Annotated in this window: 21 protein-coding genes and 1 pseudogene; 6 read left to right on the top strand and 16 right to left on the bottom strand. The window is 73.4% G+C overall.

Features of this window, described 5'->3' with window-relative positions; translation table 11 throughout:
- Positions 1-35 precede the first annotated feature (35 nt).
- Both ACN28A_RS20600 and ACN28A_RS20595 read left to right on the top strand, forming a co-directional pair.
- On the top strand, positions 36-1,112 hold the full coding sequence (locus ACN28A_RS20600) for an RDD family protein (RefSeq protein ID WP_421397156.1): 1,077 nt from the start codon (positions 36-38) through the stop codon (positions 1,110-1,112).
- Positions 1,109-1,255, top strand: coding sequence for a hypothetical protein (locus tag ACN28A_RS20595; protein ID WP_421397155.1), 147 nt, complete (start codon positions 1,109-1,111; stop codon positions 1,253-1,255). The genes ACN28A_RS20600 and ACN28A_RS20595 overlap by 4 nt, the downstream gene beginning before the upstream one ends.
- Positions 1,256-1,354: 99 nt before the next feature.
- On the opposite strand, the gene ahcY is transcribed toward ACN28A_RS20595, so the two are convergent.
- From ahcY to ACN28A_RS20515, 16 genes and pseudogenes are all read right to left on the bottom strand, one after another.
- Positions 1,355-2,854 (bottom strand): adenosylhomocysteinase, encoded by a 1,500-nt coding sequence (gene ahcY, locus ACN28A_RS20590; protein WP_421397154.1) that lies wholly within the window; start codon positions 2,852-2,854, stop codon positions 1,355-1,357.
- A 511-nt stretch (positions 2,855-3,365) separates the two neighbouring features.
- Positions 3,366-4,544: a mannose-6-phosphate isomerase, class I gene (gene manA, locus ACN28A_RS20585; protein ID WP_421397152.1), complete on the bottom strand. Its 1,179-nt coding sequence runs from the start codon at positions 4,542-4,544 to the stop codon at positions 3,366-3,368.
- Between the two features lie 4 nt (positions 4,545-4,548).
- Positions 4,549-5,517: a cation diffusion facilitator family transporter gene (locus tag ACN28A_RS20580; protein ID WP_421397151.1), complete on the bottom strand. Its 969-nt coding sequence runs from the start codon at positions 5,515-5,517 to the stop codon at positions 4,549-4,551.
- A gap of 67 nt (positions 5,518-5,584) precedes the next feature.
- Positions 5,585-6,778 (bottom strand): SIS domain-containing protein, encoded by a 1,194-nt coding sequence (locus ACN28A_RS20575; protein ID WP_278058897.1) that lies wholly within the window; start codon positions 6,776-6,778, stop codon positions 5,585-5,587.
- A gap of 140 nt (positions 6,779-6,918) precedes the next feature.
- Positions 6,919-7,092 (bottom strand): annotated as a pseudogene (locus ACN28A_RS20570) (Trm112 family protein); the annotation flags it as partial.
- Positions 7,093-7,160: 68 nt separating this feature from the next.
- The gene (locus ACN28A_RS20565; protein ID WP_421397149.1) at positions 7,161-8,546 is read right to left on the bottom strand and encodes a phosphomannomutase/phosphoglucomutase; all 1,386 of its coding nucleotides are present in this window, start codon (positions 8,544-8,546) and stop codon (positions 7,161-7,163) included.
- 315 nt (positions 8,547-8,861) lie between these two features.
- Positions 8,862-10,199: a hypothetical protein gene (locus tag ACN28A_RS20560; RefSeq protein ID WP_421397148.1), complete on the bottom strand. Its 1,338-nt coding sequence runs from the start codon at positions 10,197-10,199 to the stop codon at positions 8,862-8,864.
- A gap of 209 nt (positions 10,200-10,408) precedes the next feature.
- Entirely contained in the window at positions 10,409-11,119 is a 711-nt protein-coding gene (locus tag ACN28A_RS20555; RefSeq protein WP_421397147.1) for an endonuclease V, read from the bottom strand.
- Positions 11,116-12,579 carry an aldehyde dehydrogenase family protein gene (locus ACN28A_RS20550; protein WP_421397145.1) on the bottom strand — a complete coding sequence of 488 codons (1,464 nt, stop codon included), beginning with the start codon at positions 12,577-12,579 and terminating at the stop codon, positions 11,116-11,118. Before ACN28A_RS20550 ends, ACN28A_RS20555 begins: the two co-directional genes overlap by 4 nt.
- A gap of 114 nt (positions 12,580-12,693) precedes the next feature.
- A complete protein-coding gene (locus tag ACN28A_RS20545) occupies positions 12,694-13,419 on the bottom strand; it encodes a MerR family transcriptional regulator (protein ID WP_421397144.1) in 726 nt (241 codons plus the stop codon).
- Between the two features lie 185 nt (positions 13,420-13,604).
- On the bottom strand, positions 13,605-14,615 hold the full coding sequence (locus ACN28A_RS20540) for an aldo/keto reductase (RefSeq protein WP_421397143.1): 1,011 nt from the start codon (positions 14,613-14,615) through the stop codon (positions 13,605-13,607).
- Positions 14,616-14,776: 161 nt separating this feature from the next.
- The gene (locus ACN28A_RS20535) at positions 14,777-15,208 is read right to left on the bottom strand and encodes a hypothetical protein (RefSeq protein ID WP_421397142.1); all 432 of its coding nucleotides are present in this window, start codon (positions 15,206-15,208) and stop codon (positions 14,777-14,779) included.
- Positions 15,209-15,307: 99 nt separating this feature from the next.
- Entirely contained in the window at positions 15,308-16,399 is a 1,092-nt protein-coding gene (locus tag ACN28A_RS20530) for an endonuclease/exonuclease/phosphatase family protein (RefSeq protein WP_421397141.1), read from the bottom strand.
- A gap of 229 nt (positions 16,400-16,628) precedes the next feature.
- Entirely contained in the window at positions 16,629-17,300 is a 672-nt protein-coding gene (locus ACN28A_RS20525; protein WP_421397139.1) for a response regulator transcription factor, read from the bottom strand.
- Positions 17,297-18,403: a sensor histidine kinase gene (locus ACN28A_RS20520; protein ID WP_421397138.1), complete on the bottom strand. Its 1,107-nt coding sequence runs from the start codon at positions 18,401-18,403 to the stop codon at positions 17,297-17,299. Before ACN28A_RS20520 ends, ACN28A_RS20525 begins: the two co-directional genes overlap by 4 nt.
- 135 nt (positions 18,404-18,538) lie before the next feature.
- Complete coding sequence (locus ACN28A_RS20515) at positions 18,539-19,591, bottom strand: UbiA family prenyltransferase (RefSeq protein WP_421397137.1); 1,053 nt, start codon at positions 19,589-19,591, stop codon at positions 18,539-18,541.
- 373 nt (positions 19,592-19,964) lie between these two features.
- Between ACN28A_RS20515 and ACN28A_RS20510 the strand changes: the two genes are divergently transcribed.
- From ACN28A_RS20510 to ACN28A_RS20495, 4 genes are read left to right on the top strand one after another with little or no spacing between them, the layout of a single operon-like run.
- Positions 19,965-21,296 carry an aspartate aminotransferase family protein gene (locus ACN28A_RS20510; RefSeq protein WP_421397136.1) on the top strand — a complete coding sequence of 444 codons (1,332 nt, stop codon included), beginning with the start codon at positions 19,965-19,967 and terminating at the stop codon, positions 21,294-21,296.
- On the top strand, positions 21,290-22,333 hold the full coding sequence (locus ACN28A_RS20505) for an NAD-dependent epimerase/dehydratase family protein (RefSeq protein WP_421397134.1): 1,044 nt from the start codon (positions 21,290-21,292) through the stop codon (positions 22,331-22,333). The genes ACN28A_RS20510 and ACN28A_RS20505 overlap by 7 nt, the downstream gene beginning before the upstream one ends.
- 50 nt (positions 22,334-22,383) lie before the next feature.
- Positions 22,384-23,412 carry a UbiA prenyltransferase family protein gene (locus tag ACN28A_RS20500; RefSeq protein WP_421397132.1) on the top strand — a complete coding sequence of 343 codons (1,029 nt, stop codon included), beginning with the start codon at positions 22,384-22,386 and terminating at the stop codon, positions 23,410-23,412.
- Entirely contained in the window at positions 23,409-24,311 is a 903-nt protein-coding gene (locus ACN28A_RS20495) for an AfsR/SARP family transcriptional regulator (RefSeq protein WP_421397131.1), read from the top strand. Before ACN28A_RS20500 ends, ACN28A_RS20495 begins: the two co-directional genes overlap by 4 nt.
- Positions 24,312-24,399: the final 88 nt, after the last annotated feature.

Here is a 24,399-nt window from a genome sequence, read left to right as displayed (position 1 = left end):
CCCCAGGGTTCGCGACCATAGTGTTCACTGTGCGGGTGACAGCGCAACCGCCGAGGTCCGCTCCGGGACGGCCGGGCCACCCGACCGGGTACGGCACGGACGCCGGACTGGTCAGCGGCGAGGCGGTCGAACTGGACATCCGGGCCGCCCGGCTCGGCTCGCGGATCCTCGCACTGCTCCTCGACGTCCTGGTGCAGTTCACCCTGGCGGTCATCCTGGTCACCTCCGCGTCACTCCTGCTCAGCGGACTTGTCGGCGCCGCCGTGCTGGACCGGGCCGCCCTGGCCGGGTTGCAGACCGTCGGCATGGTGCTGCTGCTGGTCGGCTACCCGGTCGCCTGCGAGACCCTCAACTCCGGCCGTACGCTCGGCAAGCTGGCGGTCGGGCTCCGGGTGGTACGCACCGACGGCGGCCGGGTCGGTTTCCGGCAGGCGCTGACCCGCAGCCTGGTCGGGGTCGCGGTCGAGTGGCCCGGACTGGTGCTGCCGCTGCTGACCTGGGTCGTCGGCGTGACGGTGATGCTCACCGATCCCCGGGGACGGCGACTCGGTGACCTGGCCGCCGGCACCCTGGTCATCCACGACCGGAGTCCGACCGGCACCAACTACCTGCCGACGATGGTCCCGCCGCTGGCCGGCTGGGCGGCCACCCTCGACCTGACCCGGCTGGACGACGACCTGGCGCTGGCCGTACGCCAACTGCTCAGTCGGACCTCGACGCTGACCCGGGACTCCCGCCGCCGGCTGACCCGGTCACTCTGGGCGGAGGTGGCGGCGGTGACCTCACCACCGCCCCCGCCCGGCGTGCCCGAGTGGGCCTACCTGGCCGCCGTACTGGCCGAGCGGCATACGCGGGCGCGACAGCGGCTGGCGGGCACCCGCTCGGCGGCCGCGACCCTCTGGCCGGAACTCGCCGCACCGGCCACCGACCCCCCGACCGTGGTCCGACCGGCGGTCCCGGCCGCAGCCGCCCCGCCCGCAGGTGTCCCGGCCGCCGCCGTCCCGAGTGACACGGTCGCGTTTCTGCCAGCGCATCCGGTGCCGCCCCGGCCAGCACTGGTCCGCCCCGCGGCGGTGGTCGATCCCGCCGTGCCGGAGAGGTCGACGCGGTGAAGGCGTTCCTGCCCTGGCTGCTGGTGCTGGCGCTGGTGATCGCGTTGAACGCGCTGCGCCTGCGTCCGCTCGCCACGGCGGTGGCGATCGCCTGGCTCGGCTACTGCCTCTGGAGCTGGTTCCGCCCCCGCCGCCGACCCTGACGAGCGAGCCCGGACCGGCAGCCCCCTGCCGACCCGGGCTCGTCGGTCGTTCACCCGGTGGCGCCGCCGGACCGGTGGTCCGGCGGCGAAACCCGTTGCTCAGTAGCGGTAGTGCTCCGACTTGTACGGCCCCTCGACCGGAATGCCGAGGTAGCTGGCCTGCTCCTTGGTCAGCTCGGTCAGCTTGGCGCCGAGCGCGTCCAGGTGCAGCCGGGCGACCTTCTCGTCCAGGTGCTTCGGCAGCGTGTAGACGCCGACCGGGTACTGGTCGGTCTTGGTGAAGAGCTCGATCTGCGCGATGGTCTGGTTGGCGAACGAGTTCGACATCACGAAGCTCGGGTGCCCGGTGGCGTTGCCCAGGTTGAGCAGCCGGCCCTCGGAGAGCACGATGATCGAGTGGCCGTCGTCGAACTGCCAGACGTCCACCTGCGGCTTGATGTTGATCCGCTGCACGTCGGAGCGCTTGGCCAGGCCGGCCATGTCGATCTCGTTGTCGAAGTGGCCGATGTTGCCGACGATCGCCTGGTGCTTCATCCGGGCCATGTGGTCGTTGCGGATCACGTCGAAGCAGCCGGTGGCGGTGATGAAGATGTCGGCGGTCTCCACCACGTCGTCCAGGGTGGCGACCTGGTAGCCGTCCATCGCGGCCTGGAGCGCGCAGATCGGGTCGACCTCGGTGACGATGACCCGGGCACCCTGGCCACGCAACGACTCCGCGCAGCCCTTGCCGACGTCGCCGTAGCCGAGCACGACCGCGGTCTTGCCGCCGATCAGCACGTCGGTGGCCCGGTTGATGCCGTCGATGAGCGAGTGGCGGCAGCCGTACTTGTTGTCGAACTTGCTCTTGGTCACCGAGTCGTTGACGTTGATGGCCGGGAAGAGCAGCGTGCCGTTCTGCTGCATCTCGTAGAGCCGGTGCACGCCGGTGGTGGTCTCCTCGGTGACGCCCCTGATGCCGGCGGCGACCCGGGTCCAGCGCTGGCCGTCCTGGGCGAGCGAGCGGTGCAGCAGGTCGAGGATGACCGCGTACTCCTCGGAGTCGGCGGTCTCCACCGGCGGCACCGCGCCGGCCGCCTCGAACTGGGCACCCCGGTGCACCAGCAGGGTGGCGTCACCGCCGTCGTCGAGGATCATGTTCGGCCCCTGGCCGTCCGGCCAGAGCAGCACCTGCTCGGTGCACCACCAGTACTCCTCGAGGGTCTCGCCCTTCCAGGCGTAGACCGGGACCCCGGAGGGGGCGTCGACGGTGCCGTCCGGCCCGACGACGATCGCGGCGGCCGCGTGGTCCTGGGTGGAGAAGATGTTGCACGAGGCCCAGCGGACCTGTGCGCCGAGCGCCACCAGGGTCTCGATGAGCACCGCGGTCTGGATCGTCATGTGCAGCGAGCCGGTGATCCGGGCACCGCGCAGCGGCTGCTCGGCGGCGTACTCGCGACGGATCGACATCAGGCCGGGCATCTCGTGCTCGGCGAGGCGGATCTCCTTGCGCCCGAACTCGGCGAGCGAGAGGTCCGCCACCTTGTAGTCGCCCTCGGCGACAGAGCCGGGGCGGGACGCGGCGGACGAACCACCCGCGGTTGCCGGGAGAGTGCTGGTCATGAAGGCTCCTGTCGTACGGTCTGCGGCGCGACTCTCCACGTTACGCCCCGGGCGTACGGCGACGGACCCCGGCCGGGTCACAAACTGGACAGAGCGGGCGGATCGGCGGCCACCGGGGCACCTGCCCGCTCCGCCACCGCACCGCCACCGCCGCCGGGACAGCTCGCGCACCCCCGGAGGCTCGCGCACGCCGGGACAGCTCGCGGGCACCGGACAGCGCGCGGGGCGGTCGGCTCCGGGCGGTGTTCCGCCCAGCCTCCGGCCGCCCCGCGCATCCCCCCGGTTTGGTTCCCCGCGCGTGTCTCGGACCTGCGTCGCGATAACGCTGCGTACCCATAGCGTCACACTGCGCAAAGTTGATGTCAAGCCGATTCGAGATTCCCGCGCATTCGACCGGGAAAGCTCGCGCAGTGTCGCGGCAGGAGTCCCACGTGCCCGGACCGAGGCCACTACTTCCGGGACGTAGTGCGATCTCGCGTGTCGCGGGGCCGCGTCGGGGGCCGCACAGGGGTCAACGCGGGGCGCCGACCGAGGCCAGGTAGAGGTCGCCCTCGCCGGTGACGGTGACGGTGCCGCCGTCGGCCCGGCCGATCGCGGCACCGCCCTGCCCGAGCAGCGTCGAACCGGCGGCGTCGGCCACGGTCACCTCGCCGGCCAGGCAGAGCGCGATCCGGGGACCTAGCAGGTCCAGCCGGGCGGACCGCACCCCGCCGTCGAGGCGTACCCGGTGCAGGGCGAAGTCGTCCACCGGCACCGGCCAGGTGACCACCCCGGGAGCAACCGGCACCGGGCTGACCACCGGGTCGGCCAGCACCTCGAAGCGGAGTACCCGGAGCAGTTCCCGGACGTCCACGTGCTTCGGGGTCAGCCCGCCACGCAGCACGTTGTCGCTGGCCGCCAGGATCTCCACCCCGGCACCGTGCAGGTAGGCGTGCAGGTTGCCGGCCGGCATCCAGATCGCCTCGCCCGGGGCCAGGCTGACGTGGTTGAGCAGCAGTGCGACAAGTACCCCCGGGTCGGCCGGATAACGTCCGGCCAGGTCGCGGGCCAGCTCCGCCGAGCCGGCGAACTGCTCGCCGACCTCCGCCGCCAGCACCGCCGCGACCAGCTCGGCCCGCTCGGACGACGGCCAGCTGAGCAGGGCACGCACCGCCGCCGGCAACCCGTCGACGCCACCGCGCAGCGCGGCGACCACCGGCGCCAACGCGGGTACCCCGAACGCGTCCAGCAGGTCCGCCGAGAGCTTGGGGTCGCGGAACCCGCACAGCGCCCGGAACGGCGAGACCGCGACGAGCATCTCCGGCTTGTGGTACGGGTCGACGTAGTTGCGGTGGGTCAGCTCCGGGTCGGTCGTCTCGGCGGCGTACCCGGCCCTGGCCTGCTCGGCGTCCGGGTGCGCCTGCAACGACAGCGGCGCCTCCGGGGCAAGCACCTTGAGCAGGAACGGCAGCCGCTGGCCGAACCTGTCGATCACGTCGACGCCGAGCCAGCGACCCGGGTCCTCGGCGAACGCGTCGACCAGGTTCCGTGGCGCGCCGTCCCGATCCAGTGTGGACGGGTCACCGGGATGGGCGCCGAGCCAGAGTTCCGCCTCGGGGCCGTCGCTCGGCACCGGGCGGCCCTGCAACCGGGCCAGGACGGTCCGCGACCCCCACGCGTAGTCGCGGATCCGACCGTGCAGCGGCTCCACCTGCTCAGACCTCCTTGAGTTCCGCCACCCCGTCGGCGGGCTGCTCCGCGTTGCGGTAGATGTCCGGCTCCAGGTAGATCACCCGGGCGATCGGCACCGAGTTGCGGATCCGCGCCTCGACCGAGTTGATCCCCTCGGCCAGTTCGGCCGCCGAGGCGTACGGCCGGACCGCGACCTTGGCCGCGACCAGCAGCTCCTCCGGGCCCAGGTGCAGGGTCTTCATGTGGATGATCCGCTCGACCTCGGACCCTTCGGTGATCGCCTGCTCGATCCGGCGGACGTCGTCCGGGTTGGCCGCCTCGCCGAGCAGCAGGCTGCGGGTCTCGATCGCCAGGATGACCGCGATGGCCACCAGCAGGATGCCGATCGCGGCTGTCCCGGCCGCGTCCCAGTAGCCGTTGTCGGTGATCAGGGTCATCGAGACGCCGACCAGGGCGAAGATCAGACCGAGCAGCGCGCCCAGATCCTCCAGGAGCACCACCGGCAACTCCGGGGCCTTGGCCCGGCGGACGAACTGCGTCCAGGACGCCTTGCCCCGGACCGCGTTCGACTCCACGATCGCGGTCCGGAACGAGAACGACTCCAGGATGATCGCGACCACCAGCACGACCACCGGCAGCCACTGCCAGGACTCGATGCCTCCCGGGTGTATCTGCTGCTCGTGCCACTTGTGGTACGCCTCGTAGAGCGCGAAGAGACCACCGAGGCTGAACAGCACGATCGAGACGATGAACGCGTAGATGTAGCGCTCCCGGCCGTACCCGAAGGGGTGTTCCGGGGTGGCCCGGCGGCGGGCCCGGCGCCCGCCGAGCAGCAGCAGCGCCTGGTTGCCGGAGTCGGCGACCGAGTGGATCGACTCGGCAAGCATCGACGACGAGCCGCTCAGCGCGAACGCGACGAACTTGGTGACCGCGATGCCCAGGTTGGCCAGCAGCGCGGCGACGATGGCCCTGGTGCCGCCGCTCGCGCTCACGACCGGCCCCCCGCCGGAGCGGTCGGAGCCGGCGCCACGGCGGCGCCGGCCCGGGTGTTCTGCTCGGTCACGGGTTCGCAAGCTCCTTCATCTCGGTGATCGCCGGTACGGCCATCGGGTCGAGGCCGTGCGCCAGCGCCAGGTAGATCGAGGCGAAGTCGGGGACGGCGACCAGCGAGGCGAGCCGTTCCAGCGCGGAACCACCCTCGGCGGTCACCACGTCGCAGCGCACCCCGCGCCGCTCGGCGAGGGTCTGCACGGCGTCGGCCCGGCGTTCCTCCACCACCAGCGGTTCGTCGGTGTCGTCCTCGGCGTTCAGGCCGCCGTCCCGGAGCAGCACCAGCCGCAGCCGGGTACCGCTCGGCTCGTCGTCCGGGTCGGCGAAGATGTCCCGGCTCGACTCGCCGAGACCGCCGAAGACCCCGTCCAGCAGGCCGACCCGGCCCCGGCCGGCCTCGCCGAGCGCCCCGGCCACCACCGGGTAACGGGCGTTCGCCGAGAGGGTGTCGCCGAACCGCCGGGCGGCGGCGGTGGCCAGCGGCGACGAGCCCCAGACGATCGGCACCGAGCCGGCCAGGCCCAGCGCCAGCGACTTCGCCGGGTTGACGAACGACTCGGCGGACGGGCGGCACCGGTCGGCGTCCGCGTCCAGCCGGGCCGCCGTCTCGGCCAGGTCCGCCTCGTTCACCTTGACCAGGCCGAGCGCGCGGGCGGCCAGCAGCACCGGCACGGTCAGCGCCCAGAGGCTGGCCCGGGCCGGCGCCCGGCGGGGCACCGGGACGAACGGGGCACGGACTCCCTCGGCGACCGACTGGAGCTGCGAGTCGGGTGCGCCGACCGCGACCAGCCGGGCACCGCGCCGGGCGGCGGCCTCGGCCGCGCCGAGCGCCTCGGGACTGCGTCCGGAGGCGCTGACCGCGATCACCACGTCCGCCGCGCCGACCCAGCCGGGCACCCCGGCGCTGCGGTGCTGGATCACCGGGACCGGGCAGCGTGGCCCGGCGACGGTGGCCAGCACCTCCCCGGTACGCGCGGCGGTGCCGATGCCGGCGATCACCACCGCCCGGGGGCGGCCCTCGTCGGCAAGCGCCCCGAGGTTGGCCTCGGCGGCCAGCGCGGCCGACTCCCGCACCTGGGCGCCGCCCGAGGCGGTGTGCCGGAGCATCCCGCCCGGGTCGCTCTCGTTCATCGCCGCGACGTCGTCGAGCAGCGCCTCGTCGGCGACCGCGCGTCCGCGCAGACCGGCCGTACCGTCCATCACCGCTGGTCCGTGCCGACGCCGGGAACCGCGTCCGAACCACCGGAGGCGGGTTCCGGAGCGGCCGAGGGGGCCTGCGTATCGCTCACCCGGACGCCGGCGGAGACGTCCGCCGGGCCGGCCGCGGCCGGACCTCCGGCGGCCGCCGGGCCGCCGCGCGCCTCGTCCAGCAGCAGCACCGGCACGTCGTCGCGTACGTCGAAGATCCGCGCGCACTCGGTGCAGGTCAGGGTCTGCGCCGCCGGGTCGTAGTCCAGCGGTGCGTGATGGGTGTCCGGGCAGGCCAGGATCTCCAGCAACTGCGGGTCGAGGGCCACCGTGCGGCTCCTTCCACTCCTCGGGCGACAGGTCGGGTACGCCGGGTCTCCGACCAGCGCGATGGATCTTATCGGCGAACCAGTCCGAGCACCTCGTCGCGGAGCGCCACCATCCGGTCCGGGGTGGGTGCCTCGACGTTCAGCCGCAGCAGCGGCTCGGTGTTGGACGGGCGCAGGTTGACCCAGGCGCCGTCCGGGAAGCGCAGCGTCAACCCGTCCAGCTCGTCGGTCTCGGCGTCCGGGTAGGCCGCCCGGACCTCGGCGAGCTTGGCCCGCTGGTCCGGTACCGTCGAGTTGATCTCGCCGGAGGCGGCGTACCGCTCGTACGCCCGGCCGAGCTCCGACAGCGGGCCGTCCTGCTCGCCGAGCGCCGCCAGCAGGTGCATCGCGGCCAGCATGCCGGTGTCGGCGAACCAGAAGTCCCGGAAGTAGTAGTGCGCCGAGTGCTCGCCGCCGAAGGCCGCGTTGGTGCGGGCCATCTCGGCCTTGATGAAGGAGTGCCCCACCCGGCTGCGCACCGGCTCGCCGCCGTGCTCCCGGACTATCTCCGGCACCGCAGTGGAGGTGATCAGGTTGTGGATGATCGCCGCGCCGGGGTGCTTGGCCAGCTCGCGTACCGCCACCAGGGCGGTGATCGCCGACGGGGAGACCGGTTCGCCCCGCTCGTCGACCACGAAGCAGCGGTCGGCGTCGCCGTCGAAGGCGAGCCCGAGGTCGGCGCCGTGCTCGCGTACCGCCGCCTGGAGGTCGACCAGGTTCGCCGGGTCGAGCGGGTTCGCCTCGTGGTTGGGGAAGGAGCCGTCGAGTTCGAAGTAGAGCGGCACGATCTCCAGCGGCAGCGCCGGCAGCACGGCGTCGCCGAGCACCGCCGGTGCGGTGTGCCCGCCCATCCCGTTGCCGGCGTCGATGACCACCTTCAGCGGGCGGATGCCGGTCAGGTCGACGAGGGTGCGCAGGTGGGCGGCGTACGCCGGCAGCAGGTCGCGGTGTTCGAGCGGCGGCAGCGGCTCGTCGGCCGCGCGGGTCTCGCCCTTGTCCAGCATCGCCTGGGCCCGGTCGCGCAGCTCGGCCAGCCCGGTGTCCTGGCCGATGGGCCGGGCGCCCGAGCGGCACATCTTGATCCCGTTGTAGGCGGCCGGGTTGTGGCTGGCGGTGAACATCGCGCCGGGCAGGTCGAGGCTGCCGGAGGCGTAGTAGAGCAGATCCGTGCTGCCCAGGCCGAGGTGGAGCACCCCGAGTCCCTCGGCCCGGACCCCGGCGGCGAACGCGGCGGCCAGCCCCGGTGACGAGTCCCGCATGTCGTGCGCGACGGCAACGGTCCCGGCCGGCTCCCCGGAGGTACGCAGGAGTTGCGCGAAGGCCGCGCCCAACGCCTCGGCGGCCCGCTCGTCCCACTGCTCGGGTACTGTGCCCCGGACGTCGTACGCCTTGACGATTGCGGACAAATCAGACAAGATCCCGCCCCTCAGCCGGCCACTCGGTCAACGGCCTGAGCGTATCGGAGCCTGGCCCCGCGCCCTGCCCCAAGGCGATCCGCCAACGACGAACAACCCCCTTCACCCCCGCCGACCTCCCCCAGCACCCCGACACGCCGCCACCGGGCGGGTGTGGCGGGGCAGCGCGGCGAAGTCAACCCGGTGGGGTCCGGCGCGGCGGGGCCAACCCGGTCGGGCCAGCGCGGTGGGCCGATTCAGTCGGGTCAGCGCGGTGGGCCGATTCAGTCGGGCCAGCGCGGTGGGGTCCAACACGGTGGGGTCAACGCAGTCGGGTCAGCGCGGTGGGCGGCGGGAGGGCGGCAGGATCAGGGTGGCGTCGGGCCCGCCGGTCGCGGGCGGCTCCGTGGCTGCGGCGGCGTCCGGTCCGGTCTGCCCGGCCGGCACCTCGCCCGGATCGGCCGGACGACCGGCCCCACGCGGCGGCGCCGGGGTGCCGTCTGCCTGCCGGGGCGGGGTCGTCCCGCTCGGTCGCCGCGGGCTCGTCGCCGAAACGGGCAGGATCAGCGTCTGGTCGCCACCGGCCATCCCGCCCGGCGAGACCTGACCGGGCACGGCAGGCGGCGGAACCTGACCGGGCACGGCGGCCGGCGGAACTGGAGCGGGAGCGGTGGGCTGCGCGAGTGGCCCACCCGGAGGGGCGGACTGCGGGCGTGGCCCGGGGGCGGTGGGCTGTGCGAGTGGCCCGGGGGCGCCGGCCGGCGGTGTCGCGCTGCGGAAGACCGGGCCGGCCGGTGGGATCCGGGTGGTCGGTTCCGCGCCGGTCGGCGGGATCCGGGTGGTCGGCTCCGCGCCGAGCAGGACGATCCGGGCGGTCTGTTCGGCGCCGGTCGGGTCGGCGGCAGCGGCGGACGGCGTACCGGCCCGGGCCCGCTCCGCCCGACTGCGGCGGACCAGCAGCACGATCAGGGCGATGCCGATCCCGACCATCACCACGCCGACCACCATCACCATGCCGCCGAGCCCGAGCGACCCGCCGGAGTCCTCGGCGGCGGCGGGCCGCACCGGCAGCGCGGCTGCGACATCCTGGGGCGACTCGGCGTCCGCCGCCTCGGTGGCCTGCGGGGTCGCCGACGGGGTCACCGGTTCGGGGGTACGCTGCGGGACCTTCCCGGTCCGTCCGGTCACCCGGGCCGCGTCGCCGCCCCGGCCGAGCAGCCGGCCGCCCGCCGCGTACGCCTCGGCGACAAGCGTGACCCGGCCGCCCGGCGCTCCCTCGGCCAGGTTCACCCGGTAACGGTTGGAGACGTTCTTCCGCGCGCAGAGTTCGGGCCGCTGCGGGGCGGTGCGTTCGGTGACGAACAACCCGTCCCCGGCCGCCGAGACCGGCACCCGCCGCCAGTCGCCGCCGGCGGGGATCCGCACCTCGACCCGGTCGGCGGTCAGCCCCGGCAGCTGCACGGCGAGTGCGGTACGGACGTTCACGCAGTCGCCGCCGCGCATCGAGACGTTCACCGTCACCGAGGCCGCCGAGCCGCCCGCGCTTATCGAGTTCGGCGCGCGCACCTTCACCTGTTCGCCCTCGGCCTGGGCCGGGGCGGGTGCGAGTGCCACCGCCACGCCGGCCAGCAGACCGACGGTTCCCAGCCAGGTCGCGCCACGCCGTACCGACATGTTTACCTCGCTCGTCGCAGTGCAAGATCAGGGAACAGGCTACCGGTGTGCCGGCAACCGCCCTCTCTTCTGCCCGGCCGGCCCCGCGCCGAATCCTCCGCCGGTGACCGGAGGTGAGCCTCCCGCCCTTCGAAACGAGCAGGCGTCCCGCACCGTCACAGTCCGACGGATCCGCGGCACCGTCACACCCCGACGGATCTGCCGCACCGTCACACCCCGACGGATCTGCGCAGTTCGGCCCGGCATGCCCGGTCGGCCTGCCGGGTGGTCTCCGGCAGCCGGTAGCGCGGGGTGAGCCGGAGCACCTGGGCGCAGGCGTTCGCCAGACCCATCCGGTGCCCGACCGAGACGAAGACCGGCTTGACGTCGTCCCGGGTCCGCAGCACCCGGCCGACCTCGTCGGTGCCGTCCCGCAGCGGGGTCCAGGAGCCGCGCCGCCGGTCCGGCTCGGACCAGGTGCCGACCAGCGGGGTCTTGCCGACGCCGATCGCCGGACGGTCGGTGAGCACCCCCAGGTGGCAGGCGAGGCCGAACCGGCGCGGATGGGCCAGCCCGTGCCCGTCGCAGACCAGCAGCTCCGGCTCGACGGTCAGCCGGGCGAGCGCGGCGAGCAGGGCGGGTAGTTCCCGGAAGGCGAAGAGCCCGGGTACGTAGTCGAAGGCGGCCCGGCCGGTGACCACCGCCGTGTCGAGTACCGCCAGGGTGGCCGTGTCCAGCACGGTCACGGCGGCGGCGAGCCGGTCGCCGTCCTCGGCGTACGCGACGTCGAGTCCGGCCACGGTGCGGGGTGCGGCCGGCCCCGGCCCGGTCAGGTCGGCCAGTGGACGCAGCCGGTCCTGCACCGCCACCGCCTCGGCGACGGTGCCCGGGAGCTCGACGGCGGCGGAGACCGTGGCGAGGGCCGGCGGCCGGCCGGTCACCACTCGATCCCGCTCAGCACCAGCACCCGGGACTCGGTGTAGTCCCGCATCGCGCTGCGTACCCCCTCCCGGCCGACGCCGCTGCCCTTCGTACCGCCGTACGGCATCTGGTCGGCCCGGTACGACGGCACGTCGCCGACGATCACACCACCGACCCGCAGCGCCCGGTACGCCGCGAACGCCGTCTCCAGGCGGTGCGTGAAGATCCCCGCCTGCAACCCGTACGCCGAGTCGTTGACGGCGGTGAACCCGGCCGCGTCGTCCGGCACCGGCGCCACCACCAGGACCGGCCCGAAGACCTCCTCGGTGCTCACCCGGCAGCCCGGCGGCACCCCGGTCAGCACGGTCGGGGCGTAGCTGGCGCCCTCCCGCCTACCGCCGAGTTCGACGGCGGCGCCGGCGGCGACGGCCTCGTCCACCCAGCTCTCCACCCGGCGGGCGGCGGCCTCGTCGACAAGCGGCCCGACCTCGGTCGCCTCGTCCGCCGGGTCCCCGGTGGCCAGCGCGGCGACCGCCGCGACCAGCCGGGGCAGGAAGGCGTCGAGCAGCCACTCGTGCACGAAGACCCGCTGCACCGCGATGCAGCTCTGCCCGGCCTGGTAGTTGCCGAAGGTCGCGATCCGGCGCGCGGCGTGGTCGAGGTCGTCGGTGCCGGCCCAGTCCGCGCAGACCAGCGCGGCGGCGTTGCCGCCCAGTTCGAGCGTCACGTGCTTCTCCGGGACCGAGCGCCGGATCGCCGTGCCGACCGGCCCGGAGCCGGTGAACGAGACCACCGGCAGCCGGGGGTCGCGGACCAGGTCGCCGGCCCGGTCGTCGGGCAGCGGAAGCACCGAGACCAGCCCGGCCGGCAGCCCGGTGCCGGAGCCGTCCGGCTCGGTCACCTCGGCCAGCAGTTCACCGAGGAGCAGCGCGGTCAGCGGGGTGGCCGGGGCCGGCTTGACGACGATCGGCGCCCCGACCGCGAGTGCCGGGGCGACCTTGTGCGCCACCAGGTTCAGCGGAAAGTTGAACGGGGTGATGCCGAGCACCGGGCCCCGGGGCAGCCGCCCCACCAGGGCGAGCCGGCCCTCGCCGGTCGGTTCGGTGTCCAGTCGCTGCACCTCGCCGGACCAACGCCGGGCCTCCTCGGCGGCCCACCGGAAGGTGCCGATTGCGCGGGTCACCTCGACCCTGGCCCACCGGACCGGCTTGCCGCTCTCGGCGGTGATCAGCCGGGCGATCTCCTCGGCCCGCTCGGCGAGCCGCCGGGAGACGTGGTCGAGGGCGCCGGCCCGGACGTGTGCGGGCAGCGCGGCTGCCCGGTCCGCCACCGCCGCCGCGGCGGCCACCGCCGCCTCGACCTGCTCCGGGTCGGCGAAGCTGGTCCGGCCGACCTCACGGCCGTCGTACGGATGCCGGACCACCAGCGGGTCGGCACCCTGCGCCGGCCGGCCGGCGAGGAGGAACGGCACGGACTCCACGCCCGGCAGCCTATCTCCGGGTACCGGCCGACAGCGCACCGCTCGCCGACGAACCCGGAGCGGAGCCAGGCCCGCCGCCCGGTGCGGCAGCGGCGAGTCGGCCGGCGGCAGCGGTCAGTCGGCCGGTGCGTCGGCGGTCAGGTAGTCGTGCAGCCGGCTCGACCCGGCCAGCATCGCGGTGGCCCGCCCGGTCAGCTCCTGCCGGCGGCGGGCCACGGCGGCCCGGAGCGCTGCGGTGCTGCCGGTGCGGCGCAGGCCGTCCAGGATCGGCCGGATCTGCGGCAGCAGGTAGCGGCTCCGGCGCAGCATGTGGATCATCTGCGCGTCCCGGATCTCGGCCGGGCCGAACCGGCGGTACCCGGTGTCCGGCTCCCGCTCCGGCACCAGCAGCCCGGCCGCCTCCCAGACCCGCAGCGCGGAGGTACGCACGCCGAGCCGGGCCGCCAGCTCGCCGATCCGCAGCGTCAGCCGGGGTACGGCCGCCGGCTCGGTTTCCTGCCCGGCGACCGCCTCCAGCGCGGCGGCGGTCCCGGCGAGTGCCTGCCGCTCCTCGTGCAGCCCCGCGTGGCCGGCGTCGACCAGGGCCAGCGCCGACGGCAGGTCCCCGGCGTGCACCGCGTGCATGATCGCCCTGGCTGTCTCCCATCCGTAGCCGGCGGCCAGCGCCCGATAGGTGAGCAGCGCCCGGCGGTGCCGGTCGTCGAACTGGCGGTATCCGGCGGCGCTGCGGGGCGCCGGGGGCAGGACTCCGGCGTCGAGATAGTTGCGCACCTGCTGGGTGGAGATGCCGGCCAGCCGGGCGAGGTCGACGGGACGCAGCCGCCGCGCCGCCCCGCTCACCACCGGGCCCCGCCCACCACACCGCCCCCGCTCAGCAGACGACCCGCAGGGCTCGGGCGCCCCACCCGGCCGGGTCGGCTCACCAGGTTGAGGGTTTCCGGGCCCATCGCCCCAGGATATGCCAGGACAACGCGGAAACCCTCAAGCCGGTGCCGGATAGCGCTGGAGGGCCGGTGGCCGGTCGGTCAGGCACCGGCGGCGTCGAGCCGGGCGAGCTGGTCGCCGCTGAGTTTCGCGCCGAGCGCCGGCAGGGCGGCCTCCAGCTGTTCGAAGGTACGCGGGCCGATCAGCGGGACCACCCGGGGCGAGGTCTGGTGCAGCAACCAGGCGAGTACGAGCTGGTTCGGGGTCAGGCCGACCTCGCCGGCCACCTCGGTCAGTACGGCGATCCGGGCGTCGGCGTCCGGGCCCTCGTAGGGAGCCATCGCCCAGTGCCCGGCCCGCTTCGCCGGGTCGTCGTAGATGCCCTTGACCAGTGGCGAGAACGACACCAGGGTCAGGTCGTCGTGTTCACGCAGGTAGTCGAGCTGTTCGTCGTCCACGATGGAGAAATTGTCCAGCCCGGCCCGGCGGCGCAGGTACGAGTGCTGCTGCTGCACCGCCACCGGGGCGGGCCAGCCGTGCCGGGCGCAGAGCTGCCGGATCCGCTCCAGCCGCCAGGTGCGTACGTTCGACCAGCCGATGTGGCGTACCTTGCCGGCCCGGACCATCCCGGCCAGCGCCTCCAGGGTCTCCTCCAGCGGCGTCGAGCGGTCGTCGACGTGCACGTAGTAGAGGTCGACGTGGTCGACCCCGAGCCGTCGCAGGCTCTCGTCCAGGGCGTTGCGCAGGGTGTCGCCGCCGGCTCCCTCGAAGTTCTCCCGGGCCACCGACCAGTCCGGGTCGGGTCCCTCGCCCCAGAGCAGTTCCGGGTTGCGCTGCATGGCGCTGCCCTTGGTGGCCAGGAAGACCCGGTCGCGTACGCCGGACCGGCGTAGCCACCGGCCGAGCAGTTCCTCGCTCTCCCCGCCGTAGCTGCCCCGGTTGGGCCACCAGGCGTAGCAGTCGGCGGTGTCGACGAAGTTGCCGCCCTCGTCGAGATAGCGGTCCAGCATCCGCACCGAGGTGGCCTCGTCGGTGAGCGTGCCCATCAGCATGGCGCCGAGCGCGAGCTGGCTGACCTGCTCACCGGTCCGACCGAGTTCTACCGTCTGCACAGTCCGTCCTTCCTGTGTCGGCCGGTTCCGCCGGCCGTGGGGTCCAACAGGTTCCGTGGATCGTCGCCAGCCGCCGGACAGCCGCCGGCCGTCAGCCGCGGGCCGAGCCGCGCCAGGCGCCGGCCGAGAGGCGCCAGGCGTCAGCCGTCAGGCGTCAGGCGTCAGGCGTCCGCGTCTGGGCGTACCAGCAGGAGGGCGGCGATCAGCAGTGGGGGCAGCAGCATCGCCAGGGTGGTGTGCTGGTAGACCATCGTCGACTGCCAGCCGCAGTTGAGCACGGCCAGGGCGTGCACCGCCAGCGCGGTCCGGTGGGTTGTGGGCGTACCGGGCAGCCGGCGGAGCAGTCTGGTGCCCACGACCGCCAGCAGCACCACGCCGGCCAGCGAGAACCACATCAGCTTGATGTCCAGCCGGCTCACCCCGGTGGCGGCGAGTTGTCCCTCGCTGGACTGGAGCGTGGTGACCCAGAGCGCCGTGTACCCGGCCAGACAGGTCGCGACGACCAGGTGCACCCGGGCGACGACCCGGGCCACCCGCAGCGCGGCGGAGGGTCGGGTGCCGGTAGCGGCGGTATCCAGGGCTGCTGCGGTCATGGTCTGCCTCCAGACTTCGAAGATCGGGCGCCGTCGGCGCGGTGTCCGGCGGGCGCGTGTCGACCGGCCGGCGCGTGTCGACCGGCCAGGATGGCGCGGTCAGCTGTTCGGCGCGGCGAGCGAGAGCTGCATCCGTTGCAGGGCATGGTCGGAGCGTCCGCGCGGGTCGACCAGGTCGTACTCGTGCACGGTCAGTCCGGGGGTGGTGAACGCCCGGTCCACCCGCCACAGTTGCAGCGGCCCCTGGGTCTGCCAGGAGACCGGGTAGAAGGAGCGGTCGGCCCGGATCGCGTCCTCGACCAGCCCGTCGAAGTCCCGGGTCTCGCTCATCGAGGGCGAGGTGTTGAAATCACCCACCACAAGCGACTGGTTCGGGTTCGCCGCCACGTCGTCGGCGATCGCCCGGTACTGCAACCGGCGGTTGTCGAAGCGGCCCCGGGAGTCGCGGATCAGCTCGACCGGCTCCGCGCTGGTGTCCACCGACACCTGGAGGTGCACGTTGTAGACCGACAGCGTCCGGTCCCCCACCGCCAGGTCGGTACGGATCGTCTTGACCTTCCAGTAGTCCGGCCACTCGTTGCCCAGCTCGGGCATCTCGGCGTCGACCCAGAGCGGCCGGCTGGCCGAGATCGGGAACCGGGAGAGCGTGACGAGTTCGCCGACCGCGTAGATGTGGTAGCCGGGGAACTCCTGGCGCAGCCGGGCCAGGTCGTCGTACTCGACCATCCACATCCGGTCCGGGTCGTGGTAGAGGTACTCCTGCAACACGTAGACGTCGGCGGGCTGGCTCTTCACGAAGGTGTAGAAGTCGGCCGGGTCCTCGCTCTGGTGCCAGTAGCTGGTGTTCCAGGAGACCACCCGGATCGCGCCGGGCGGGGCGGGTGGCGGCGGGTCGCCGAGGGCGTACCAGTTGATCCCGAGATTGCCGGCACCGGCGACCAGGCCGGCCGCCGCGACCAGCGCGACCAGCCGCCGGGCGCCGCGCGCCGTCCAGGCCAGCGCCGCCAGGAGCAGCGGTACGAGCAGGAAGACCAGCGGCGGGGCCAGGTCGGGCAGTTGCATCAGCCACCAGCGGCCGGAGAGCACCGGCTGGAGCAGCGCGTACCCGAGCCAGAGCACCGCCGCCACCAGCAGCCCCCGGGTACGCCGGGACCAGCGCGGCCGCGCCCCTGCCGTTCCGGGGTCCGGCACCCCTGTCGTCCCGGGGTCCGGCCCCGGCTGCGCCGTCGTCCCCGGGTCCGGCCCCGGCTGCGCTGTCGTCCCGGGGTCCGCTCCGGGCGCCGATCGGATCGCTGAGGTCGTCATGGCCCGAAGCTACGGCGGGAACCCGGAGCCGGACTCTAGGAAACCTCGACTACCGAGCGTGTCCGCTCGACCCCGCCGGCAGCCACGTCACCGGAGCGGGCCACGTCCGGCAGCGTCACCGGAGTGGGCCGCCGTCCGGGTCGATCAGTCGGGCCGCGGTGGCCTTCCGGATCGCGTCGACCCGGGAGACCGCCTGGAGTTTGGCGTAGATGTTCGTCAGGTGGCGTTTCACGGTCGCCTGGGTGATGTGCAACCGGCTGGCGATCTGGGCGTTGCTGAACGCCTGCGCGGTCAACGTCAGCACCTCCAGCTCCCGGTCGGTGAGCGGGCCCGCCGAGCTGCCGGCGCGGTCCCGCTGGTTGTCGAGCTGCGACACCGTACGCCGGGAGACCGAGAGCAGCACCGTGTCGGATCGGTTCGCCACCGAGCGGACCGCGACCACCAGCTCGTCCCGGAGGATCGTCTTGACCAGGTACGCGGCGGCGCCACAGTTGAGCAGGTCGCGCACCACGTCGGCGTCGTCGTGCATGGTCAGCACCACGACCTGGGTCTGCGGGCGGACCCGGCGCAGTTCCCGGATCACCGGGCCGGCGCCGGGGCCCGGCATCTCCACGTCGAGCAGCAGCACGTCGGGGCGTTCCGCCAGCACCAGCCCGACCGCGTCCGGGCCGGTGGCCGCCTCGCCGACCACCTGGATCCCCGGGTCGGTGGAGAGCATCTCCCGGATGCCCTGCCGGAACAGCGTGTGGTCGTCGGCGAGGGCGACCCGGATCAGGCCGGCGGTCACAGCCGCTCACCGCGCAGCGGCACCTGTACGCCGATCCGGGTGCCCTGGCCGAGCCGGCTGTGCAGGTCGAGCTGGCCCCGGAGCAGATCGGCCCGCTCCCCCATGGACGGCAGCCCGCCGCCCTGGCTGAAGGCCACGTTGCCGGGTTCGAAGCCCCGGCCGTCGTCGACCACCGTCGCCCGGACCAGCAGGTCGGTGACCTCCAGGTCGATGGTGATCCGGGTCGGCGCGGCGTGCCGGAGCGCGTTGCGGACCGCTTCGCGCAGGATCAGGTACAGCTCCTCGCTGACGTCGGAGGGCAGCAGTTTCGCGTCCCCCGTCACCTGGAAGGTTGCCTGCACCGTCGCCGGGACGTTGGCCCGCAGGTACGCCCGCAGCGCCCGTTCGATGCCGTCCGCGCCGACCGAGCGGCGCAGTTCGGCCGAGAGCTGCTGCACGGTGCGCAGTGCCTCGCCCAGCGACGCGACGGCGGCGGCGAGCTTGACCTCGGCGCGGTCGGGGTCCTGCGCGGCGTAGAGCCGGTGCAGGTCGAGGTGCTGCAACGCCAGGCCCATGCCGTGGCCTACCCGGTCGTGCAGCTCCCGGGCTATCCGGCGGCACTCCTCCTGGCGGGACGCCTGGAGCTTCTCCATCAGGAAGCTGACGTAGGCGAGCGAGGCGAGGGCCACCCGGTCCATCACCGCCCGGTGCAGGGCGGCGCTCAGCACGAGCGGATCCGTGCCGTCGGGCCGGCCTCCCGGCCCGACCAGCACCGGCAGGGCGGCGTCGAACAGCGCCGACGCCGCCCGCAGCGACTCCACCGGGTGTACGCCGCGCAGTGCCCGACTGGCCCCGATCTGCACCGCCAGCGGCGTTTCGGCCACCGGTTCTCCGAGATCGTCCGCAACCTCCTCCGGGCTGTCCGGAGTGGCTGGCGGATCGGACCGGCCCAGCACTTCGGTCACGATCGAGGCCACCTGGCGGCGCAGTTGGCGTACGGTGTCCGGGCTCTGCATCAGTACGCTGTTCTCCGCCTCCAGCCGTTCTCGAAATGTGTCGAAAATCTGCCCGGCAAGGACAGCAGTGTCGCCATGCGACTCGTCGTCCGGCTGCCTCGGCTCCAATCCGGCCTCCCCCGAAAGGCATACTGACGGCTAACGGTCAGCCATCCGGATGACCGTACCGAATTTGGATCAGAAAGACAGTGGCGCAGGTCAACGGCTGGGCCCTTTTTGGGAGCGCTACCACGGTAGCACCACTCAGAGCAGGCACTGCCCCAGTACGGTGCCGTGCACGCCGTACTGGGTGACCATAAAGGCCCGGTACGGGAGCCGGAGCCGGTTTCGTCCGAACTGGAGGGACGGCCCGCCCGGCCGGCCACCCGGCAGCGCCGCGAGCCGGGCCGGCAGCGACGCCCCGGACCGGTCCGGCGGCACGGGCAGGGCGAGGCAGCTCGCCACCGTACCGCCGCCGAGCAGCAGCAGCACGCCGGCCGGCAGCAGCGCCGGCACCCTGGCCGAGGCGACCAGGCAGAGACCGGCGCCGACCCCGATCGCGAGCACGGCCATCAACCGGCGCGCCCGCCGGTCGCCGAGCACCACCGGCAGGGTCCGCCGGCCGGCCGCCCGGTCTCCGGCGACGTCGGAGAGGTCCTTGGTCATCCCGCCGAGGCTCATCCAGAGCGACATCGCCGTGGCCAGCACCACCAGCGGCAACGGCGGCAGCGGCGGCAGGCCACCGCCGAGCGCGGCGACCCCGCCGGCCGCCAGCCAACCGGCCAGGTAGGTGAGCAGGCCGCCGGCGGTCACCACCAGGACGAAGCCGTACACGTTCGCCTTCTGCGGCCGGGGTCCGGCGGAGTACGCCCAGCCGAGCCCGAGCATCCCGAGCACCACCAGCACCATCGGCCAGGAGAGCAGCGCGGCGCAGCCGAGCGCCGCCACCGCGAGGCCGGCGGCGACCGTCCGGGCGGCCCGCATCGGCAGCGCGCCGCTGGCCAGCGGGCGGCCGGACCGGTTGTGCCGGTCCTCGACCTGGTCGCAGAGGCCGTTGAGCAGATAGATGTGCCAGGTCGCGCAGAGCCAGGCCAGGGCGCCGATCCCGACCCCGGCCAGCGCGCCCGGCGTCAGCACCCGACCGGGTGCGGCGGCGAAGCCGGCGAGGCCGAGCAGCGCGCCCGCCAGGAAGCGGAGCTGGAACATGACCTGCACCGTCGGGCGCGACTCGATCCAGGCCAGCCGGACGGTCCGGAACAGCTCCCGGAACACGGCCGCGGACAACGGAGCGGGCGACACCTCGGAAAGAACGCTCACGACAATCCCCCCAGGTCATGAATCGCCGACGACCCCGGTCGGGGATTCGATTCGGCGTGGTTGGGGAAATGGTGGTCCCACCCCCGGTGGCAGACGCTTCGAACGTTGATCGAGCCACGTCTACCACCTTGGTCGTACGACCCTCTGCGACCTTGGTACGAACTCTGCCCGCCAGGGGCTCTGCGTCCTGTCGCCGGCCGCCTCGACCGGCCTAGGGTCACGCCACGGCCGGCACCCGCCGGTCGCCCCGACCCGGCGCGCAGGAGGACCCGCCATGCCCGAACTGATCACTCTGGATCAGGCCGAAGAGTTGACCGTGAAACAGGTCCACGACCTCTACCGGCGATACGTGAATCGCAGCCAGGTCAATCTGATGACGTCATTCGGTTTCGGCCGGGAACTTGTCGACCACGCCGAGGGCGCGATCGTGCACACCCGCGACGGGCGACAGATCCTCGACTTCACCGGCGGGGTCGGGGTGCTCAACCACGGCCACAACCACCCGCGCATCCTCGCCGCCCGGCAGCGCTTCCAGCAGCAGCGGCGGATGGAGGTGCACAAGACGTACTTCTCGCCGTACCTGGCCGCGCTGAGTCACAACCTCGCCGCCGTGCTCCCCGGCGACCTGAACATGTCGTTCCTGCCCAACTCGGGCGCGGAGGCGGTCGAGGGGGCGGTGAAGCTGGCGTACAAGTACCACGGCGGGCGGCGCAACACGATCATGCACGCCGACATCAGCTTCCACGGCAAGCTGCTCGGCTCCGGCAGTCTCACCGGCAGCGCGCAGAACCACTTCAAGTTCCCCGGCATCTCCGGCACTGTCGCCTACCCGTACGGCGACCTGGCCGTGCTGCGCGAGCAGGTGGCGGCGGCCCGGAACGCCGACGGCGGGTGCGACGTCTACGCCATCCTCGTCGAGCCGTTCAGCGCCTCCACCATGCGGCACTGCGACGAGGAGTTCCTGCGCGGGCTGCGCCAGCTCTGCACCGACGAGGACATCGTGCTGATCTTCGACGAGATCTACACCGGCTGGGGCAAGACCGGCACGCTCTTCTACTTCATGCGCTACCCGGGGCTGATCCCGGACGTGGTGACCACCTCCAAGTCGTTCGGCGGCGGCAAGTCGTCGATCTCGGCGTACGTCGCCCGGGAGCCGGTCTTCCGCCGGGCGTACGACAGCCTCAACGACGCGCTGTTGCAGAGCACCAGCACCACCTACTACGGCTTCGGCGAGGAGGCCGCGACCGCGATCGAGGCGATAAACATCGCGGTCGAGGAGGACTTCCCGGCCCGCGCGACGCAGATCGAACGGGTCCTCGCCCCCGGGCTGGCCCGGCTGGCCAAGGAACACCCCGAGGTCATCTCCGACGTGGCCGGGGTCGGCGCGCTCTGGGGGGTCTTCCTGCACCGCGACTCCGCGCTGCTCAACCTCGCCGCCAAGCTCGCACCCGGCGGCTTCGCCAAGGACCCGCAGTTCGGCACCAAGCTGATCACCTGCGCGGTGATCGAGACGCTCTACCGCGAGCACGGCATCTACACCTACTACACGCTCAACGGGCGCAGCCCGCTCGTCGTCGGCCCGCCGCTGGTGGTCTCCGACGCCCAGGTCGAGTACTTCCTGAACTGTCTCGACGCGACCCTCGCCGAGGGACTGCCGAAGCTGCTCACCCGCTTCGTCCAGGGGAAGGTGTCGGCGCTGTGGTGAACGTGGTGACGGTGACCGGCGGCAGCGGCATGCTCGGCGCCAGCCTGGTACGCCGGCTGCGCGCCGAGGGACACGTCGTGCACAGCGTCGACCTGCGCGAGCCGGACGAGCCGGTGGCCGGCGTCCGGTACAGCGTCGCCGACGTCCGGGACCCGGTGGGGATCGGCCGGGCGGTGGCCGACGCCGACGTGGTGGTGCACACCGCCGCGGCGCTGCCCAGCTATCCGGCCGACGAGATCCGCTCGATCATCGTCGGCGGGGCGCAGACCGTGCTGGAGGCGGCCCGGGCGCACCGGGTCGAGCGGGTGGTGCAGATCTCCTCGACCGCCGTCTACGGCCTGCCCAGCGTGGTCCCGACGACCGAGGCGTACCCACGGGAGCCGGTGGACGCGTACAGCGCGGCGAAGGCCGGTGCCGAGGAGGTCTGCGAACGGTTCCGGGACGCCGGGATGTGCGTACCGATCCTGCGGCCGAAGACGTTCCTCGGGCCGGGCCGGATGGGGCTGTTCGCGATGCTCTTCGAGTGGGCCGAGGAGGGGCGCAACTTCCCGATGCTCGGCTCCGGAGACGTCCGGATCCAGATGTTCGCCGTCGAGGACCTGGTCGACGCGGTACTCGTCGCGATGCGGGCACCGGCCGACGTCGCCAACGACACCTACAACCTGGCCGCCGCCGAGTTCGGCACGATCCGGGAGGACTTCCAGGCGGTACTCGACGCCGCCGGGCACGGCAAGCGGGTGGTGCCGATACCGGCCCGGCCGGCGGTCGCCGTGCTCGACCTGCTGCAACGTGCCCGGCTCTCCCCGGTGTACGGCCGGCTCGTGCACAAGCTGCTCGCCGACTCGTACGTCAGCATCGACAAGGCCCGCGACCGGCTCGGCTTCCGGCCGCGTTACTCCAACCAGGACGCGATCCTCGCCACCTACCGGTGGTGGCGGGCGCAGCAGGCGACGGCCCGGAACACCCGCTCCGCCGGCCGGACCAGCCGGGAGCCCTGGCGTCAGGGAGCGCTGTCGCTGGCCAAGGCCTTCTTCTGACCCGCCGGCATCTTCTCCGGCGGTCTCCTCCACCGAATGGGGATCCCGCAATGCAGACAGTGGACGCAACGCAGACAGTGGACACCTCGCCTCCGACCGCATCCGGCGGACCGCTCGTCGTACAGCCCGCCGGAGTCGCCCCGACCGTCCTGCCGGCGCCCGTGCTCGCGCCGCCGCCGGCCGGGCTGTTCCGGGACCTGCTCCGGCTCGCCCGGCCGCACCAGTGGCCGAAGAACCTGCTCGTCGTACCGCTGGCGCTGATCGACGCGCCGGGGCTGACCCTGGCCGGGCTGGCCAGGGTCGGCTGGGCGGTGCTCGTCTTCACCCTCGCCTCAGCCCTGGTCTACGTCTGGAACGACGCGGTGGACCGGCACCGGGACCGGGCACATCCGGTCAAGCGGCACCGCCCGATCGCCTCCGGCCGGATCGGGCTGCCGCTCGCCTGGGCGTACGGCGGGATACTCACCGGGCTGCTGCTGGCCGCCGTCTTCGCCGGGCCGGCGGTGCCGTGGTGGCCGCTGGCCGCGTACCTGGTGCTGAACGTCGCCTACAGCCGCTGGTTGAAGTACGTGCCGCTGGTCGACGTCTTCGTGGTCGCCGCCGGCTTCGTACTCCGGGCCGTTCAGGGGTACGTCGCCGCCGGCACCGACATCTCCTCCTGGCTGCTGATCGCCGTCTTCGCGCTCTGCCTGCTGCTGATCCTCGGCAAGCGACGCAACGAGCTGGCGGTCTCCGGCACCGAACACCGCCCGGCCCTGAGCGCGTACTCGGCGCAGTACCTGGAATACCTGATCGTGCTCTGCGCCACCCTGGCGGTGACCGCGTTCCTGTTCTACCTGGCCGACGGCGGGCTGGTCACCCCGTACACGGATGTCGCGCTGCTGGTCTCGGTGCCGTTCGCGACCTTCGGGCTGGCCCGCTACCTCCAGGTGGTCGTGGTGCACCGGGAGGGCGGCGACCCGGTCCGGGTCCTGCTGCGGGACCGGATGATGGTGGTCAACGCGGTGCTCTGGGCCGCCCTGCTCGGCCTGGTCGTGCTGGCCGCCCGCTTCCCGGCTCTGGTCGAGGTGCTGCGATGACCGCGGGTGTCCTCGACCTGGTTCCGGCCGCGCCCCGTGCGGAGGGGGGCGCGGTCCGGATCCGCCTGCTCGGCACGATCGGCGCCGAGCGGGACGGCCGGCCGGTCTACCTCGGCCCGGCCCGGCAGCGCGAGCTGCTCGCCATCCTCGGGCTGCGCCGGGGCGGCCCGGTCTCGGTGGAGCAGCTCGTCGACGACCTGTGGGGCGAGGACGCCCCGCGCAGCGCCGACAACCTCCTGCACACCTATCTCGGACGGCTGCGCCGGGCCCTCGGAACCGGGCCCGGCGACCGGCCGGTACTACGGTCCCGCTGCCCCGGCTACCAGCTCGACGTACGCGCCGAGCAGGTCGACTCGGAGCTGTTCGAGCGGCGCCTGGGGCAGGCCCGCACCGCGCTCGCCACCGGTGACCTGGAGGCCGCCCAGGCGCTGCTGCACCGGGCGCTGGCCGGCTGGTCCGGGCCACGGGCGATGGACGGCGCCACCGGGCCGCTGGTCGCCGCTCAGCGCTGCCGGCTCGGCGAGTTGCGGCTGGACGCCACCGAGGACCTGCTGGCGGTCCGGCTGGCCCGGGGCGACAGCGCCGGAGTGGTGGCCGAACTGCGTGCCCTGGTCGCCCGCCATCCGCTCCGGGAACGGCTCTGGGCGCTGCTGCTGGCCGGGCTGGCCCGCAGCTCCCGCCGGGGCGAGGCGCTGGCCGCCTTCCACGACGTGCGGGGAATCCTGACCGAGCAGCTCGGCGTCGACCCGTCGACCGAACTCCAGCAGAGCTACCGGTCGCTGCTGCACGGCACCGCCCCCGCCATCCCGCTGGGCGTAGCCGGCACCACGTCCGGCGCCGGCACCGCGCCGGGCTACGTACCCGTCGCCGCCGCCCGTACCCTCGTCGCCACCGCCTGACCGAGGGCGGCCCGGCGTGCCGCCCTCGCAGGTGGGGGTACCTTCCAGATCTAGATGACTTGTGGTTGCCGCGGCAACCACAAGTCAT

This window comes from Plantactinospora sp. WMMB782 (genome assembly GCF_049179135.1).
Taxonomy (GTDB): domain Bacteria; phylum Actinomycetota; class Actinomycetes; order Mycobacteriales; family Micromonosporaceae; genus Plantactinospora.
Note: the sequence above shows the minus strand (reverse complement) of the source record. Positions and strands in the feature narration are given on the sequence as shown.

What these genes read in the sequence shown, in the direction of transcription:
- ahcY (WP_421397154.1), bottom strand. Translation starts at nt 2,854, where the DNA reads ATGACCAGCACTCTCCCGGCAACCGCGGGTGGTTCGTCCGCCGCGTCC.
- ACN28A_RS20510 (WP_421397136.1), top strand. Translation starts at nt 19,965, where the DNA reads ATGACGTCATTCGGTTTCGGCCGGGAACTTGTCGACCACGCCGAGGGC.
- ACN28A_RS20500 (WP_421397132.1), top strand. Translation starts at nt 22,384, where the DNA reads ATGCAGACAGTGGACGCAACGCAGACAGTGGACACCTCGCCTCCGACC.
- ACN28A_RS20535 (WP_421397142.1), bottom strand. Translation starts at nt 15,208, where the DNA reads ATGACCGCAGCAGCCCTGGATACCGCCGCTACCGGCACCCGACCCTCC.
- ACN28A_RS20560 (WP_421397148.1), bottom strand. Translation starts at nt 10,199, where the DNA reads ATGTCGGTACGGCGTGGCGCGACCTGGCTGGGAACCGTCGGTCTGCTG.
- ACN28A_RS20495 (WP_421397131.1), top strand. Translation starts at nt 23,409, where the DNA reads ATGACCGCGGGTGTCCTCGACCTGGTTCCGGCCGCGCCCCGTGCGGAG.